The organism is Bacteroides caecimuris (assembly GCF_001688725.2).
In the GTDB taxonomy this organism is placed as follows: domain Bacteria; phylum Bacteroidota; class Bacteroidia; order Bacteroidales; family Bacteroidaceae; genus Bacteroides; species Bacteroides caecimuris.
Genome location: NZ_CP015401.2, coordinates 4,823,848 through 4,839,927 on the forward strand (window position 1 = coordinate 4,823,848; position 16,080 = coordinate 4,839,927).

10 protein-coding genes, 1 tRNA gene and 1 pseudogene are annotated in these 16,080 nt (G+C 45.2%); 3 read left to right on the forward strand and 9 right to left on the reverse strand.

The features are described 5' to 3' along the window. Window positions 1-12: 12 nt before the first annotated feature. The 4 genes from A4V03_RS20510 to A4V03_RS20525 form a co-directional block, all read right to left on the reverse strand. On the reverse strand, window positions 13-1,386 hold the full coding sequence (locus A4V03_RS20510) for a glucoamylase family protein (RefSeq protein ID WP_065540536.1): 1,374 nt from the start codon (window positions 1,384-1,386) through the stop codon (window positions 13-15). A gap of 48 nt (window positions 1,387-1,434) precedes the next feature. Next, a complete protein-coding gene (bglX, locus tag A4V03_RS20515; RefSeq protein WP_065540537.1) occupies window positions 1,435-3,744 on the reverse strand; it encodes a beta-glucosidase BglX in 2,310 nt (769 codons plus the stop codon). 98 nt (window positions 3,745-3,842) lie between these two features. Continuing rightward, window positions 3,843-5,375, reverse strand: a complete 1,533-nt coding sequence (locus A4V03_RS20520) for a RagB/SusD family nutrient uptake outer membrane protein (protein WP_065540200.1) — start codon at window positions 5,373-5,375, stop codon at window positions 3,843-3,845. Between the two features lie 64 nt (window positions 5,376-5,439). Continuing rightward, window positions 5,440-8,505 carry a SusC/RagA family TonB-linked outer membrane protein gene (locus A4V03_RS20525; protein WP_089280763.1) on the reverse strand — a complete coding sequence of 1,022 codons (3,066 nt, stop codon included), beginning with the start codon at window positions 8,503-8,505 and terminating at the stop codon, window positions 5,440-5,442. Between the two features lie 283 nt (window positions 8,506-8,788). Here A4V03_RS20525 and A4V03_RS20530 point away from each other — a divergent pair, with 283 nt between their 5' ends. The 3 genes from A4V03_RS20530 (at window position 8,789) to A4V03_RS20540 (ending at window position 9,980) form a co-directional block, all read left to right on the forward strand. Next, on the forward strand, window positions 8,789-9,004 hold the full coding sequence (locus tag A4V03_RS20530) for a hypothetical protein (RefSeq protein ID WP_065540201.1): 216 nt from the start codon (window positions 8,789-8,791) through the stop codon (window positions 9,002-9,004). An 89-nt stretch (window positions 9,005-9,093) separates the two neighbouring features. Next, complete coding sequence (locus A4V03_RS20535) at window positions 9,094-9,642, forward strand: hypothetical protein (RefSeq protein ID WP_065540202.1); 549 nt, start codon at window positions 9,094-9,096, stop codon at window positions 9,640-9,642. A 17-nt stretch (window positions 9,643-9,659) separates the two neighbouring features. Then, window positions 9,660-9,980, forward strand: coding sequence for a helix-turn-helix transcriptional regulator (locus tag A4V03_RS20540; RefSeq protein WP_065540203.1), 321 nt, complete (start codon window positions 9,660-9,662; stop codon window positions 9,978-9,980). A 282-nt stretch (window positions 9,981-10,262) separates the two neighbouring features. Here the strand turns inward: A4V03_RS20540 and A4V03_RS20545 are convergent. The 5 genes and pseudogenes from A4V03_RS20545 to A4V03_RS20565 all read right to left on the reverse strand — a co-directional run. Beyond that, window positions 10,263-10,565, reverse strand: a pseudogene (locus A4V03_RS20545) (Arm DNA-binding domain-containing protein); the annotation flags it as partial. A gap of 182 nt (window positions 10,566-10,747) precedes the next feature. Beyond that, a tRNA-Leu gene (locus A4V03_RS20550) sits at window positions 10,748-10,829 on the reverse strand. 73 nt (window positions 10,830-10,902) lie between these two features. Then, complete coding sequence (locus A4V03_RS20555; RefSeq protein WP_065540205.1) at window positions 10,903-11,997, reverse strand: S41 family peptidase; 1,095 nt, start codon at window positions 11,995-11,997, stop codon at window positions 10,903-10,905. A 14-nt stretch (window positions 11,998-12,011) separates the two neighbouring features. Then, on the reverse strand, window positions 12,012-12,872 hold the full coding sequence (locus tag A4V03_RS20560; protein ID WP_065540206.1) for a DUF3316 domain-containing protein: 861 nt from the start codon (window positions 12,870-12,872) through the stop codon (window positions 12,012-12,014). Next, window positions 12,872-15,517, reverse strand: coding sequence for a DNA gyrase/topoisomerase IV subunit A (locus A4V03_RS20565; RefSeq protein WP_065540207.1), 2,646 nt, complete (start codon window positions 15,515-15,517; stop codon window positions 12,872-12,874). The genes A4V03_RS20560 and A4V03_RS20565 overlap by 1 nt, the downstream gene beginning before the upstream one ends. Window positions 15,518-16,080 lie beyond the last annotated feature (563 nt).

Consider the following 16,080-nt stretch of genomic DNA (forward strand, 5'->3'; position numbering starts at 1 on the left):
CGAGATTCCCTCTTATTCCTGTCTCACGTCTTGCTTGTTGGTGTTAAAGCCCAGTTTGGTCAGTCCGGCCTGTACGTCGGGATGGCTCATGAAGAGTTTCCACAATAATCCGCTCCGGTAGTTTTCGATCATGACAGCAATAGGACCTTGGTCGATGGCCAGATAACGTTGCGGATACCAATTGTCCGTTTCGCTGAAAGCATCGTAGAATCCGAAAGGACCGAACACTTTATCTCCCATACCATACAGATGGCGCATTACCTGCATGGAATATTCCGGTGTATAGACAATGGATGAAAGTGCGGCGGTAGGGGAGATCACTCCTTTGTCCTCCTGCTCATTGGGCGAATGAGCTGCATATCCATCGACGGAGTAGCTGGCGGTCAGTCCCCAACAATCCGGTCCGAAACCTTTGTAATGTTTAGGGTTGCGGATGCAGTAAGCACGGTTCACCAGTGTCAGGTTGCGCATTTCGTGGAAGTAGCTGGGGCAGTATTCATCTTTCAGTCCCACCGGATCAAGTCCGAGGAAAGAGTATTGAGCCCAGAAAAGCGGTCCGGCTTCGGTGCCCTGATAGCGGAGGTGCAACTCGATTCCTTCCACTTTATGCGGAGCAACGATGGCTCCGTTCTGTGCCCAACCGTCATGATAGACAGCCGCAGGTACTCCGTGTGTAGGAGAAGCGGCTGCAAGAATATACATAATCATACATTCGTTGTAGCCGTGTACAGGGAAATTCATTTCCCAGCCATACGTCGGACTCCAATGCCAGTAAAGAACGTTTTGCCCGCCTTGCCGATACCAGTTCCAGTCGACATCCCGCCAAATCTGGTCGATACGTTGGGCGAGTGCTTTCTCTTTCTCGTTTCCGTTGACGTAGTATTGGTGCACGGCCAGCAGCCCTTGGATGAGGAAAGCGGTCTCTACCAGATCGCCCCCATTATCTTTCTGACCGAATGGTTTCACCTTGCCCGTATCACCATACCACCAATGAGGGTAGGCTCCATGGAAACGGTCTGCTTTTTCGAGGAAAGAAACGATGCGTTCCATTCGTGCCAGTCCCTCCTCGCGGGTGACGTAACCGCGGTCGATTCCCGCAAGGATAGCCATGATGCCGAAGCCGCTGCCACCGGAAGTGACTACGTTGGCATCGTTTTCTGGATAAACGCCGTCTACATGATAACGTTCGGGAGCTAAGCCGCTATTCGGCTCGGCACCTTCCCAAAAATAAAGGAAAGTCCGTCGCTGGACGGTATCCATCAGGGCGTCGTCCGATAACGAGTCAGTGGCTGCGGAGAGGTTGTTGCTTTTGCTTTTCCCTTTACAGCTCTGGAAAGTCAGGGCAACGGCGGATAGAAATAGTAACATGAGCGGAAGTGCACTCATTTCTATTATTCTTTTATATTTATCGTTCATAATCAAGGTGATGAAAGTTTAGTTTAACGTGAACTTCGCGGTTTTCACATCACGGCTGTTCGTACCGATCATCACTTCAAAGTCGCCCGGTTCGGCAACTAGTTGCAAATCATAATTATAGTATCGAAGCATTTCCGGAGCAATCTTGAAACGGACAATCTTCATTTCTCCCGGTTCGAGGAATATCTTTTGGAAACCTTTCAGTTCTTTGACGGGACGGGTACTGCTGCCCACAACGTCGCGGATATAAAGCTGTACCACTTCCGAGCCGGGCCATGTTCCGGTATTGGTAATCTCCACTGCCGCGGTCAACGAACCGTTCATGTTCATGGAAGAATGACTCAAGTCGATGTCACTGTAAGAGAACGTCGTATAAGAAAGGCCGTAACCGAACGGATAAAGCGGATCATTATCCACATCGAGATAGTTGCTGCGGAATTTCTCGAACCATTTGCCATCTTTCAATGGGCGTCCGGTATTTTTGTGCGCATAATAAAGAGGTATCTGGCCGACATTCTTCGGGAAAGTCATGGTCAGTTTTCCACCCGGATTGACGTAACCGAAGAGGGCGTCACCAATGGCGTAAGCGGCTTCACTGCCTCCGAACCATACATTCAGAATGGCAGGTACATGCTCCTGTTCCCAATTCAGCGTAAGCGGACGTCCGGTGAATAACACCAGTACCACCGGTTTGCCTGTCTTTAAAAGCTCTTTCAACAGATTCTGCTGTACGTCGGGAATATTCAAGTCTGTACGACTGCTGCTTTCACCGCTCATTTCAGAAGATTCGCCTAGCGCTGCGATGATGATATCTGCCCGACGGGCTACGTTCAATGCTTCGTCCAGCAACTGCTGGTCGGTGCGGTTGTCACGGTTCAGGGAACGGCCGAACATCGTTGCCCGTTCTTCGTAACTTGCATCACTAATCAGGTTGCTTCCTTTAGCGTACATGATATTCGCTTTTCCGGCTGTCATCTCTTTCAATCCTTCTACCAAAGAAGGGCAACGGTCGAGCACAGCTGCTACGCTCCATGTACCCGGCATATTGCTACGGCTGTTTGCCAACGGACCGATCACTGCAATATTTCCTTTAGGGTTGAAAGGCAACAACGGATTTCCGTTCGGATTACCGTCGGGACTGTCATTCTTTAGAAGAACGAAACTTTCTGCTGCAATTCTGCGGGCTGCATCACGATGCGCTTTGGTAAAGATGTCGCGTGCCGGACGTTTCGGATCGCAATATTTATAAGGATTATCAAACAATCCCAGTTTATATTTGGCTTCCAGAATACGACGGCAAGCCGTATTCAATGTTTCCATAGAGACTTTTCCTTCCTGAACGGATTTCTTCAGTGTCCCTACAAAACCCTCGCTTACCATATTCATATCCACTCCGGCATTGATGGCACGGGCGGATACTGTCTGAAGATCACCGATACCGTGGTCGATCATTTCTGAAATGCCCGTATAATCAGTTACCACAAAACCGTTGAATCCCCACTGTCCGCGGAGAATATCCGTCATCAGCCATTTATTGGCAGTGGCCGGAATACCGTCTACTTCATTAAAAGAAGCCATCACGCTGCCTACACCCGCTTCAACGGCTGCTTCATACGGCAGCATATAATCATTGAACATTCGTTGGCGGCTCATATCCACGGTGTTATGGTCGCGGCCGGCTTCGCCTGCCCCATATAACGCAAAGTGTTTTACGCAGGCCATGATTTCGTCATTCCGTTCCATATTTTTCCCCTGATAGCCGCGCACCATCGCTTCGGCAATCATGGCACCGAGAAACGGGTCTTCGCCACTACCTTCGGATACGCGTCCCCAACGAGGGTCACGTGAAATATCCACCATCGGGCTGAAAGTCCATGAGATTCCATCGGCACTTGCCTCTACGGCTGCAATGCGGGCAGACTCTTCAATGGCTGTCATGTCCCAGGTGCAAGACAAACCGAGTGGGATAGGGAACATCGTTTCGTATCCGTGAATAACGTCCATCCCGAACAATAACGGAATACCCAGCCGTGAATTTTCCACAGCCTGTTTCTGTACCTCACGTATCTTCTCTACTCCTTTCAGATTGAACAATCCTCCCACTTCGCCTTTCTTGATTTTTGCGGCGATGTCGCTGCTTTTAGCCTGTCCCGTAGTGATCTCTCCGGTGACAGGAAGGTTTAACTGTCCGATTTTTTCTTCCAGCGTCATTTTATTCATCAATACGTCGATGAAACGATCCATATCCTGTGGTGACTTTTGTGCCGACGCGGTTAGAAAACCTGCGGCAAACAACAGAATGGATAGACTTAACTTTTTGTATATCATATTATTATAGTTGATTTTATCTCTATTCATATAAAGTCCTCCTGATGCGTTGGATGTTCGGCACCGAGGAGGACATTGTTCGGCACCGAGGAACTTTCTTATTGGTAGTCGGGGCTCTGTACTAACACTCCCTTAGACTTGTCGATCTCTGTCTGCGGCAGTGGAAGCAGTGCGTTCTTGTCCTGATAATTGGTTTTACCGGCTGCGTGCAACACTTCTTTTGCAATGCCCCAACGAACGAGGTCGTAGAAGCGGTCGAATTCCAACCCTAATTCCACACGGCGTTCGTGGCGGATGGCCTCACGCAATTCTCCCTGATCGGTAGTCGTCACTTTTGGCAATATATTGCTATTGGTGCCTCTGGCGCGTGCGCGTACTTTTTCCAAATAGTCGATTGCTTCACCCGGAATACCTTTTTCATTAGCTGATTCGGCTCCCATCAGAAGTACATCTGCGTAGCGGATCAGACGAATGTTTACCCAATAACCTTTATTGGTATATTCTTTACGTAATGCCGGGTCGGTATAGGCTTTCTTATTGAAGTAAGCACCCATTGCCGGGGAAACCGGAGACTCACCGTATGGTTCGTTGGTGTTTTCCGGAGTGATAGGCTCGCTGTCCGAGTGGCGGAAGTAGAGTAGGGTAGAGTTTTTGCGTGGATCACCCTGTTCGTATGCTTGCGCCATATACTCTGTTGCCATGTGCCATCCCCAGCCCAAGTCCCATTGACCTGCTCCGCGTACACCTTGTACTTCACAGAACTGGCTACCGATAACATCGCTTTGAGGAAGAGCGGCAGTAGCTGTACATTGCAACTCGAATATAGACCCTCCGTTATTTTCACCATCATCCGTGAAAATCTCATTATACGGAGTCTTTAAGTTGTAGAGCCCCTTTTTGATGACATCGGTGGAGGCTGTGTACATATTGTTCCAGTCGTTGCGCATCATATAAGTACGTGCGTGTAAGGAACGGGCGGCTCCCCAAGTCAGTCGTCCGGTGTATTCGGTATTCCATGTTTCCGGCAATGACTCTTCTGCTGTTTTCAGGTCCTTGTCGATCTGTTCATAGATTTTATCAGCACTTGTCTTCGGGATATTGGCTTCTGAAGCATCGTTGATTTTATAAGTCACCAAAGGAACTTCGCCGAAAGCTCTTACCAGATTGAAGTAGCAATAAGCACGGAAGAAAGAGGCCTCTCCCTTATTGATGATGTCTTCAGTTTCTGTTTGTCCGGCTGTTTCTTTTGCTGCAATGGCATCAAGAATCTCATTACATTGGTAGATGATGGCATAATTCTGTCCCCAATAAGCACCCAGTAGGCCGTTGGTCGGTGTATACACAAAATCATCATACATTTCGGCTACATCAGAGCCATCGCTGGCAATACTTCCTTTTTCCGAATCTTCCGAACGGAAACAGTGGATGGCAAAAGCAGGAGGGCCGGCTGTGACATTATAGTTACGCATCATCGTATAGACATTATAAATCTTACCGTTGACCAGCGCGTTCGGATTATCATCTTCCGTGAACTGTCCTTGCGGACTACGATCCAGAAAGTCACTACAGCTGCCTAGAAATAATGTAGTTGAAGTAATAAGGGCTGCAAATATATATTTATTCAGTTTCATATAATGATAGTTTTAAAGATTAAAGTTGTGTTCCGCATGGAAAACTGGCAGTGGCACCTTGCCACTAGAATGTTAGGTTGATACCGAAGGTATAGACTGCAGGTACAGGATAACTGCCGTTATCTACTCCGAAAGCGGTGGCGGTTCCTCCAAGTTCGGGAGTATATCCGGTATTATGTTTCCATGTCTTCAGGTTCTGTATGTTGACATAGACTTTCAGGGCTTGCAGACGTATTTTGGCAATTAAGCTCTTGTCGAACGTATAAGCTAACTGTACATTACGGATACGGAAGAAACTACCGTTCTCAATGTAATAGTCGGAATTCAAGTTATTGATAGAATGTTTGGTGTTCAGCAACGGTTGGGTGTTGGACGTGCCTTCTCCGTGCCAGCGCTCCAGGCGTTGTTCCAGGTAGTTGAACTGGGCAAAATTGTAGTTATCCCATGTACGGAAAATCTTGTTTCCGCCTTGTCCCATCATGTCGATGCCTAACGACCAATTCTTGTAGTCTACTCCGAGAGAGAAACCGTAAGTTACCTTTGGAGTCGGGTTGCCTATCATGGTACGGTCTTCCGGGGTGATTTCTCCGTCGCCGTTTACATCAGCGAATTTCAGGTCACCGGGGGTAACGGTAGCCAGTGTATTTTTGGGTGATGCGTCAATATCTGCTTGTGACTGATAAACGCCTGCCACTTTATAACCATAGAAATATCCGATAGGATAACCTGCCATTGTGTAACTTTGCTGCTTATCTCCGGCAATGATGGAATATCCTTCCTGAACAAGATTTTTTACCTCATTCTTGATCGTAGTCAGGTTGGCACTGACGGAATATCCCCAATCACCAATCTGATCGCGCCAGGTGACAGCCATTTCCACTCCTTTATTCTGGATCTCTCCCAAGTTACCGATACCGGGGATAGTTCCGGAAATTCCGGGAACTTCGGCTAACAAATCTTTGGTGTTCTTCTTATAGTAAACACCCTCAAAATGCAAGCGGTTGCGAAGCAGGTTCGTTTCAAATCCGGCTTCCCAGGCTTCTACTTTTTCCCAACGCAGGTTAGGATTAGGAAGATAAGCAAGTTGGTATCCGGGATAAATGATGGACGGTTTACCGAATACGGCCGAATAAGCATTGGTCAATAAGGGTTCGGCAGGGTAGGCTTTATCCAGGTTCTGGTTTCCTAACGTACCGTAAGATGCTTTGATTTTCAACATATCCAGCCATTTGATGTCTTTCATAAATTCTTCTTCAGACATCAACCAACCTCCACCCAGCGAGAAGAAGTTCTGCCATTCATTTCCTGTGTAGGAGAAAGCGGAAGAACCATCCCGGCGGAAAGATCCGTTGAACAGATATTTACCTTTATAGTTGTAGATCACACGTGCAAGTACGGATAATGTACTGCGTTCCCATTGGGTACTTCCATTGGTAGCGGTAGCCGCATCGCCGATGCTGACAAACCATTTGTCCGGATTATCCGGAATGACCAGTCCGACCCCCTGCTTGCGTGCTCCGTCCAATCGGCTCAACGAATTATAATAGGTAGTAAAACCAGCGGTAGCTGTCAGGTTATGATTTCCATTATCAAAGCTGTTGGTGTATGTCAACAGGTAGTCGCTCTGAACTTTGGTTTCATTCTCTTTAAACTGGCTGACTTCGGTCTTGCCTGTTCCCAAAGTAGAGATCCCTCCGTTGACAGCGGCATCGTATACTTTTACGATCGGTGTATACGTCCGTCCGTTGTTCGACGCATAATCCATGGAGAACATTGCTTTGAACGTGAAATGTTTCAGGAAGTCTACCTCACCATAAATGTTACCGGATGCCCGGTAGTTTTCCGCTTTGGTAGTATTCGCTTTCAATTCGACGTCTACCATCGGGTTACTAATCTGCGCTTTCTGGAATTCGGGCAGAGCCGTATATAATCCGTATTCGTTGTTATACACCGGAGCGATAGGAGTTGCACGCAGGGCATTCAATACCTGTTTGGAATCTGCAGGAAGCATACGTGCTCCGTTGAATTGGAAACCGACTTTCAAAAAGTCCGTAATCTTATAATCGTTACTTGCATTGATGGTTACCTTGCTGAATTTCTCATGCTCGATGTTGCCTTGTTCGTAAGAGTAGCCCACGCCCAGATAGAAACTATGTTTGGGCGAAGCCCCTGTAATACTGATGTTATTGTTTGTAATGAAAGCTGTCTGGAAAATTTCGTCTTGCCAGTCAGTATTGGCATCCCAGCCGGTATAATCGAAAGGATCGTCTCTTTGATTGGCTAGCTGTTCGTTATATAGCTCTTTGAATTGTGAACCGTTCACCAGTTTTACTTTATCCACCACTTTCTTGAAACCGAAAGATGTGTTGATATTGACCAATGTCTGCCCTTCTTTGGCTTTCTTTGTAGTAATGATGATAACACCATTCGCACCGCGAACACCGAAAATAGCCAGAGATGACGGGTCTTTCAGGATTTCCATGGATTCGATGTCCTCCGGATTCAGGAAATTGATGTTGTCATTGAATAATCCGTCGACAATGTACAGCGGTTTATATCCGTTGATGGAGTTTGTTCCGCGAATACGTATTTCCGGATCCGATCCGGCTCGTCCGGAGTTTACAATCTGTACACCTGCCACTTTCCCCTGAAGGGAAGACAGCGGATTCATTGCCGGTTTGTTGGCTAACTCTTCTCCTTTGACATTGGTGATAGAACCTGTCAAGTCTCTTTTCTTTGCACTACCGTATCCGATAACGACTGTTTCGGCTAGTACTTGCGAATCTTCTTTCAAAGTGACATTGATGACGTTCTGTGTCCCCACTTTAACAGTTTGCGAAGTCATTCCTACGTATGAAAATGCCAGTACGTTCTCCGGAGTGACAGAGATTGAATATTTACCGTCCATGTCCGTGATGGTTCCGGTGGAGGTTCCTTGTACGAGTACCGATGCGCCGATCAATGGTTCATTGGTAGCGTCCGTCACTGTTCCTGTCACCGTCTTTGTCTGTGCAAAGGCTGATGCAGAGGCCAGTAGCAGGCAAACAAGCGTCATGATGCTCCTTGACCTGATGGCTTTTTTCTGAAGATGTTGTAAAAGTCTAGTCCTCATTGCATTAAATTTTTCCATTTGTTAATATTTAGGTTGAAGTCTTTTTCTGCCGTCTTTTGACAAGAGTAATAAAGTGAACAAATGAAAATCGAAAAAGATTTTGGAGAAAAGAGGGAATGGTTGATTTTAACAGAAGAAGCGAGATGGCTGTTGAAAAAGGTTCAGGTACGAACCGGTGTTGTCCGTACCTGAATTTAATGTCGTTAAAATGCGGATGACTAGCGGAGAGGACACAAAAAAGCCCCTACAATGTCTGTTTTAGGGGCTTTTTAACTGTAAATACAGGGTAGTTTGTGCGGATATGAGAGGTGTAAAAAGAAATGTTATCAATAACATTATAGCGGGAATCATTATAGCAGGAACTATCTTCATTATGCAATTGACAGGAAGCTGCGAACAACCGGAAATAACCCATCTGAAAACAGGCACAGACAGCATACAAATAAACAAAAATGATGAAATTGAGGAGTGGGATACCGATACCACTATTTACCATTCAACAACTAAACCCAAATAAAAATCCATGCTAAAAAACAAAATAATCAACTTATAAGTTGTATATCTCCCCCTTTTTCCGTATCTTTGTATATGCTAATAAGGAAGAATATGACATTCGACAAGATAACTAAAGACGGAAGATTGTGGGCGGTCCGGTTTGATGAAAATACTGATAACGAATTCATCAGGACAATTGACCAATGGGACAACGTGCAATGGCTGCGGGCGTTTTTCATAGAGAACATCAATGACCTGATTGCTTATTTCAAAATATCTGATATAAACATTGCGATAAGCGATACGATTGAAGACAGCGACCGACTGCAACGTATCATTTTAGATATCTCCCCGGAAGCTGATTTAAACCGGATATTCCGCCCGTTGGATAACAATCAGGCATCCGACGTTATGCTTCAGAAGGAAAAAGCAAGACTGAAACGTAAATTCGGTCATTCGTCATGGTTACGGCTTTATGCTATCAAGTTGGTCTCCGGAGTGTATATCATCACGGGGGGAGCCATCAAACTGACAGCAACGATGCAGGAAAGAGAACATACGAGCAGAGAACTCGTCAAACTGGAACGGGTAAGGAACTTCTTGTTGCAGGAAAACGTTATTGATGAAGCTGGATTTGCTGATTATATGACTGAACTTTAATTATAGGAGAAAAAAGTATGGATAATGACATGAAAACAACCATTGAGAAGTTGGAAAAATATGCATCTTCAACTCCTTCCAAATGGCGTGAGGCACTGGAATACAGGCAGGAGAACAAAACGTGGCTCCGATATTCGCAACGCATAGCCATGTTGATGCTGGACAAAATGGACGAATTGGGAATAAACCAAAAGCAACTGGCAGAAATGATGAGTTGCAGCCAACAGTATATCTCGAAAATATTGAAAGGACGGGAAAATCTTTCATTGGAGACTCTTTCCAAAATAGAAGGAGCGTTGGGTATCTCTATTATCAAAGAAGAACAGGTAGCTGTATAACTCTAAGGGGATATAATGCAGAAAACTGATGGCGGGTTTGTCCAGACAAGTTGTTGCAGCAATTGCCCACACACTGCATAGGAACACATTTTTTTTCTTTTTTCTTATACATCTCCCAGGACGCGGACGGATGGCAGGCAAGAAATTTCAGATAAAAATACCGCACGACGTAGGAGCGCAGGATATTTTTATCTGAAATAGCGTAGCAGTTCTTGACTGACAGCCGGCTGTGGCCTATCTTTGTAGAAGAAAAGAGGAAAAAGACGCTGTAAAAACGCAAGGTTCCCAGTAGAGTTTGAAATTCTCGATGTTGAGGGGATGATTCTTTTGCCGGAGCTTGTTACAGGTTTCTTCAATTTGCAGTTTCAGGTCTTCGATATACCTGTTTGTTTCTTTGTCGGCTGCTGTTTTTCCGAGTGACTTTTGAGCGGCTGCCGACCATGAAGCGGCGGAGATATGACAATTCGTAGGAATTTCGTATCTTTGCCCCATGATTGTAACTCTGCAGAACAGAGGTGACAGACTTTCATTTGTTCGACTTTTCCGTAGCCAAAACAGAACGCTGAAAGTTTTTTTTCTTTCCATACTTGTTTTTTTTGGTGAATCCTACTTTGAATCCAAAAATTAAGATAAAAAAAGGAAATCCTGTCACCGAGAATGGCACCGAATGTTGTTAGCATTTTTCGGAATGCCAGCGGAGAGGACACAAAAAAGCCCCTAAAATGTCCGTTTTAGGGGCTTTTTAACTGTAAATACAGGGTAGTTTGTGCGGATGATAGGACTCGAACCTACACGCCTCACGGCACCAGATCCTAAGTCTGGCGCGGCTACCAATTACGCCACATCCGCATGTGTAGCTTTTTTGTTTAGCGGTGCAAAGATAGGAAGATTTTCTGATTTGGCAAATAATTCGGCAATAAAGTTATTCACTTAAGATTTCGAATGCCTTTTCAATCAGTGGATCTTTCTTTTGTGATTCTATGTCGCCCTGCTCTATTCCTTCTTCTAGAATCTTATCCATATTTACGTATACATCAGGTTTTATCCCATCCTCCAATGACTTTCCATATTTATCAAAGTGGGGGCTGGCAGAGAAGCGGATGCTCCAGCCATTGGGTAATTCTGATGAAAACGGTAGCCCTGATCCACCACCAGTCTGGTCGCCCAGCTGGATGATTCTTTTATCTTCGTTATCATTGTTTAAGCTGCGCATTATGTTAACAAAATCATTTGTGGCACTATAACATCGACGATTGGTTAGTATCACGACCTTTTTTTGCCAACGAATACTGTTGGAGGGTTCTAAATAAATGGGTTCCATCTCTGAGAAATCATTGTGTCCCGGGCCTGTCTTATGTTGGATATATCCTGTTAATGCCTGTTTATCAGTGAACCGGGCAGCTATGCGTGAAGAATTGGTCAGATTACCTCCTCCGTTATCACGGACATCAATAATTAATCCATTGCAGATTTGTAAATAGTAAAGGACCTCATCCAAATTGCCATCTCCAACTCCGGCACTGAAACTTTCATAACGTATGTATCCTATGTTATTGTCGAATATTTTATATTTAAGACCAGCGGATGTGCGATAGTCTGAATTGGTACTACCCAAATAATAGTTATAAAGAATATCTTCTCTATAATTCCAAGGGTAGCCTTGATACCATGCATCGTAATAAGAAATACGACTGGCAGAAGATAGATTGACATGCCCGTCTTTCAAGATATAAAGCATTTGGCTTAGGATGTCGAACAGGTCATCATTGGACATCGACGGAATAATCAGTTTGCTGTATTCGTCATGAACAGCATCCCAGTCAATGCCTTTCGTATCCAGAAAACAATACTGTTCGTTGATGATCTTCCATAGTTGTTCGAAATTGCCTCTGGGATCATTGGCATAGTCATCTTCCCCAATGCAACCGGTCAGCACCGGAAGGCAGCAGAGCAGCCATAGTATTTGTTTAATCTTATTTCTCATCATTAATTGATCTCTCACTTGAAGTTTCAACATTAAATTTTGTTCTCTTAGTAAGCTCTAACCGATGAAGGAAGAGCGGTTCCTTTCTTATTTCGGATACGGTATAGGTCTTTCACAAATCCTACCATGAATGCGTGTGAGTAGGTATGTGTCTTGATATTGTTAACGTTGGATTGCTGTAAATCAGCCAGGTAGCTGAGGCGCATTTTGGTATATCCTATCGGCAGGTCAACGGAGAGCATCTGGCGCAACGAAGGTTGATTGTGCAGGGAGGTGAATTTTATCACTCCGCTCGAATTTCCCAAAGAGAATATCTCGTAATAAGATTGTCCGTAGTGGGGAGAGAACATCACTCCCATAACTGGCAGATTGATCTGATAACGAAGCACCATCGGATATTGTTTGATTTTTAGGTGCCAAATAGCCATTCCGGAGGCATCCAGATTGACGTATGCCCGTGCGGATGCCGGATTGTTGGTGTTACGGAGATTATAGACAAAGCCTCCGTTGACATCTATCAATCCTCCGGCTAATAATTTGAAATTCTCTGTCAGGCGGAACTGGTGGTGTAATCCATAGTTCCAGTTGACTAATCCGGAGAAAGTGTTATTGTTATCAGCCCGGTTGTGCGTATAGCTGATGTTTGCCTGAAAGAAGTTCTGCACAGATATATTTCCATCAAACAACTTGGTCATCCGAATCAACTCACGGGAAACACGGAAGTCGATTCCTTTGTATTCCTGCGGTGAGAGATAGGTGTCGAAAACGTTCGTAAATCCGACACCATACATGGTGGCACGTGTTACATATCGATGGGCTTGCAGACTGTCGGTCTGCGCTTGTAATCTTGTGCTAAGGGCGAACAGGATGCAACCTGTCAGCCCCAGGTATATTAGTTTTTTCTTCATCAGAATAATTTCATCTGCCCGGTGATCTCATCAATAATATCGCCTTCGCTCTTGCCGCTGTCCGGGTCCAAGTTTTCCGGTTCCTTTTCGGGAACTTCCTGTTGCTCTTGTGAGGGTTCGGGGAAGCGAGTTGGTTCAAGCTCATTGATCGTTTCCACTGTGTAGGTCGTGATCCGTTTGCCTTTTGCCTTGAACCCTTTGACAGCGATAAATTCATCCGCATCAATTTCCAGCGGGTCGCGGAAACTGTCGTGTCCGCCGAATACAACTTCCAGGCGCGGGTAGTATTCGTCGGTCAGTAAGATGAGACGGTTGTTTTTGTTCTCGCCCAAGTAGTTCTGCTTGCGGTTGGAACCTTCAAAACAGAAACGTTTCAGGTACGGATAATTTTGTTGGTCGGCATCATAAAGCGCGGCAGTCCATATCTTGTTGGGGTTGAACTTCTCAACGATGCTTACATTATCTTCGTAGTGGTTGCTCAGGTCGAAGTTACTGTTGTAGAAGTCACCGTTGTTCAGAACGACCAGTATGGTGTCTTCACTCTGGAATTCGCCCAGATATTCACCTCGTCCGTCATAGTTGAGGCGGAGTACGTCACGGTCGAACCATACTTTACGCCCGCCGAGGGTCGAACCGCCTTTCTGTTTCAGGGTAATTTTGTGTATCGGCAGACGGGTGAGGATGATACCGCGTGCCTGTCGACCTTTAATGCCCACTTCGCTGAAGTCTTGCTCGAAGATGATGCGGCGTACGCGTGGGTTAGGCTTCAACGTAACCTTGATGATTTCGGCTTCCCCGTTCGGATTGGCACTGAAATAGGTGATACGTGAATCGGGGGTACCTTGGGTGACGTCATATTCACGGTCGCGGACTACGGAAGTCACGGCAAAACGTTTGACATAGGTCGTTCCCTCTTTTCCGTCGCGGTATGCTACGTTGTAAATCGTCCGTTTGTCGTTCTTCTTGAATACGTTGACGTAAAGAACGTTTTTGCCGACGAATTTCTTGTCGGCAACAGGAGTAACGATATACTTACCGTCGCGGAAGAAGATAATGACATCATCGATATCCGAACAACATGCAACGAACTCGTCTTTTTTCAAGGCTGTTCCGATAAATCCTTCTTCGCGGTTGATATAAAGTTTCTCGTTTGCTTCTACTACTTTGGCAGCTTCGATGGTGTCGAAGTTGCGCAGTTCTGTACGGCGCGGGAAGTTCTTGCCGTATTTGTTTTTCAACATCTGATACCAGTTGACGGTATAATCTACGATGTGAGCCAGATGATTATCAATCTCGGCCACTTCCTCTTTCATTCTGGCAATCAGTTCATCCGCTTTGTCCGAGTTGAATTTCAGAATACGCCCCATTTTGATTTCCATCAGTTTGAGAATATCCTCTTTGGTTACTTCGCGGATAAAATTCGGATAATAAGGCGTCAGGCGTTCGTCAATATGTGCACAAGCTGCGTCCATATCTTTGGATTGTTCGAACTCTTTGTCCTTATAGATGCGTTCTTCGATAAATATTTTTTCGAGCGAAGCAAAGTGCAACGCTTCCAGTATTTCGTTTTTCTTGATTTCCAGTTCCTGCTTTAGCAAATCCAGCGTGTTGTCTGCCGACTTTCTCAAGACTTTGCTGACAGTGAGGAAATGAGGTTTGCTGTCATCAATCACGCAGCAGTTGGGTGAGATACTTACTTCGCAATCGGTGAATGCGTACAATGCATCGATTGTTTTGTCCGATGATGTACCTGGTGCCAGATGCACTAATATTTCTACGTTGGCAGCAGTGTTGTCGTCTACCTTGCGAATTTTGATTTTTCCTTTATCAACAGCTTTCAGGATAGAGTCGATCACTGTTGAAGTGGTTTTCCCATAAGGGATCTCTGTGATTGCAAGCGTTTTGTTATCAATCTTGTTGATCTTGGCACGCACTTTCACTGCTCCGCCACGTTCTCCGTCGTTGTATTTGGCTACGTCAATCGATCCGCCTGTCTGGAAATCGGGATACAGTTGGAATTCCTCTCCACGCAGGTAACTGATGGAAGCATCGCAAAGTTCGTTGAAGTTATGTGGCAATATCTTGGAAGAAAGTCCAACGGCGATACCTTCCACTCCCTGTGCCAGTAATAACGGGAATTTCACAGGAAGAGTGACCGGTTCCTTATTTCGTCCGTCGTATGACAATTTCCATTCGGTAGTTTTGGGGTTGAAGACAACATCCAGTGCAAACTTGGATAAACGCGCCTCGATATAACGTGGAGCAGCCGCACCGTCTCCAGTGAGAATATTACCCCAGTTACCCTGGCAGTCAATCAACAGGTCTTTCTGTCCTAACTGTACCAAGGCATCCCCGATGGAAGCATCACCGTGGGGGTGGAACTGCATGGTGTGTCCCACAATATTTGCCACTTTGTTATACCGTCCGTCATCCAGACGTTTCATAGAATGCAGGATACGGCGTTGTACAGGCTTTAAACCGTCATTGATATGAGGTACGGCACGTTCCAAAATAACGTATGAAGCATAGTCCAGAAACCAATTCTGGTACATGCCTGTTAACTGATGTTTTACGTTTTCGTCCCGCGCGTCCGCTGGTTTGTAGTCTGAATGTTTTTCCGTTATCTCGTTGATTTCGTCACTCATATATCAATCTTCGCTTTGCTTTAACAACAAGTTTTCTTCTATCCATCAAAAAAAAGGAGGATGTGCACGCAAAAATACGAAATAAATTCAATATGAGGACGAAAAGAACTCACGTTTTTTATGATACTGAGAGCTTCAGTAATCCTTTGTTTTCTTGTATAAACTTCCCGAAGACTTGACAAAGCCCTTTTTATGTTGTATATTTGTAGTCGGCTATCCAGTTTTAATTAAAACCTGAACCAATGAAAAAAGAATTGTTTTTTGCTGCATCTGATAGGAAGTATATGCCTTTAATTTGGTATGATATACTGACAATATAACGAACGGAAGTCTGAGAAAACAGACTCTGTGAGACTCATTTATCATTGATGGGCTGCGAACTCTTAGCGGGTTCGCAGCCTTTTTTGTTGCATAAAATTAAAGATTAATCTTTGAAAAGGGGAATTTGAGTTTATAATAAACTGGGGGGACGTTTATAATAAACGATGCAGGTATTTATTAGAAACGTTTGTCCGGTTTATGAATAAAAGGTTGAAGTTTTTCATGGGAGCTTGGTCGGGGTG